Here is a 1,427-nt window from a genome sequence, read left to right as displayed (position 1 = left end):
GCATTGTTCCATTGAAAGATGACGAGGATATAAAATCCCTTCGATAGCTGCCCACGAAGGAATTTTATTGGCAGCTGCTTGTTTGCCCGCTATTTGTAGAATAGCGGCCGGCATGTCTACATCAGGATATTTCGGGGTTTGTAGAGCTAATGCATGTATATCCTCATGAGCATGATCGCGGATAAAGTCAAGGGTTTGTCGGGAGAGTGTCATGGGTTGGAATATTTTCTATTCGTTTATATCTTTGTTTGGCTTCTTCTCTGCTACAACGGTTGAAGTGCCACCATTCGCTGTTTAGTGCCCGGAATCCGGCATCTTTCATTACTTGCCGTAATAAAAGGCGGTTCTGATAGGCCTCTTTACTGATTCTTCCGCTTTTTACCAGTTCTACCTCATGAGTGATATGTGCCTCTATACCTAAATGGTCGACTTCTGTGCCCATGGGGAGTGCCTCTCCATTTTCATTGACGATACTGACGTCTACTGCCAAACCGTAATTATGCAATCCGCCTCCACGGCCGGGATTGGATACATAAATGCTTTTTGATGTGCCTTTTACTATATTCCACATTTTCTGCTGAACGGACATAGGTCGTGCTGCATCATATACGATCAGGGAGTATTCCGGATGTTTTTCTTTCAGAAGTCGTTGTGCACGGATGAGGGATGTCAGAGCATCGGGATGTAAGTAAGCCTCTTTCAGATCATCGTAAAGTAATTGACCGGTAAAGTTATCTGCGGTGGCATACATGAGTTTAACAATTATGCTGCTATCTGCGCTTTGCACGTCTTTTAATCCGAGTGAATCCAGATAAAGGGCGGTCCGGCTCTTGGCTATGGTGGGAGAGGGAATTTTCGTTGCAGTTATCGGGTCTTTAAGAAGGGGGACAATGCTTTCTTCCTGTACCGGTTTCTTTTCGGCACCGCAGGCTGCCATTAACGGGAAAAAGATTATGTATATCCACTTCACATTTCTCATGTTGCTAATAAATATCCATTTATTTCATTGATCCCTTTAATTTACTATTCTTAATCTTATGTTTTTATAGTCCGTACGTTGACACAATGTTCAATCAGTCAAACAATAGTGAAACGAATGTCTTAAGAGTGTATAAAAACAGCAAGAACGACGGATTTTATCAGAAAGGGATATAAAAAGAAAAAGGCTGACTCCCAACGGGATACAGCCTTTTCTTTTGTGGACCAGCCTGGGCTTGAACCAGGGACCTCCAGATTATGAGTCTGTTGCTCTAACCAACTGAGCTACAAGTCCGGGATTCAATTTCTTGAATGCGGTGACAAAAGTAGGCCTTTTCTTCGAAATATGCAAGCTTTTAGAGTAAAAAACTTCTTATTCTTCTCAATACTTCAAAACTTATAGGTGCGCTTGGGATTCTTGGGAAACCAGCCTTTTTTAACCCGCTCTT

1 protein-coding gene, 1 tRNA gene and 1 pseudogene are annotated in these 1,427 nt (G+C 42.5%); all 3 read right to left on the bottom strand.

Features of this window, described 5'->3' with window-relative positions:
* Positions 1-213, bottom strand: a pseudogene (locus QVP90_RS18855) (SAM-dependent methyltransferase); the annotation flags it as partial.
* Positions 188-937: a M15 family metallopeptidase gene (locus QVP90_RS18850; protein ID WP_021937289.1), complete on the bottom strand. Its 750-nt coding sequence runs from the start codon at positions 935-937 to the stop codon at positions 188-190. The pseudogene QVP90_RS18855 and the gene QVP90_RS18850, both read right to left, overlap by 26 nt.
* Positions 938-1,199: 262 nt before the next feature.
* Positions 1,200-1,273 (bottom strand) — tRNA-Ile (locus QVP90_RS18845).
* Positions 1,274-1,427: the final 154 nt, after the last annotated feature.

The sequence above is a fragment of the Bacteroides sp. CAG:189 genome, from assembly GCF_000432295.1.
Classification (GTDB): domain Bacteria; phylum Bacteroidota; class Bacteroidia; order Bacteroidales; family Bacteroidaceae; genus Bacteroides; species Bacteroides salyersiae.
Note: the sequence above shows the minus strand (reverse complement) of the source record. Positions and strands in the feature narration are given on the sequence as shown.

Bases quoted from the DNA above. Each gene is read 5' to 3' on its own strand.
- QVP90_RS18850 (WP_021937289.1), bottom strand. From the start codon at position 937: ATGGCAGCCTGCGGTGCCGAAAAGAAACCGGTACAGGAAGAAAGCATT.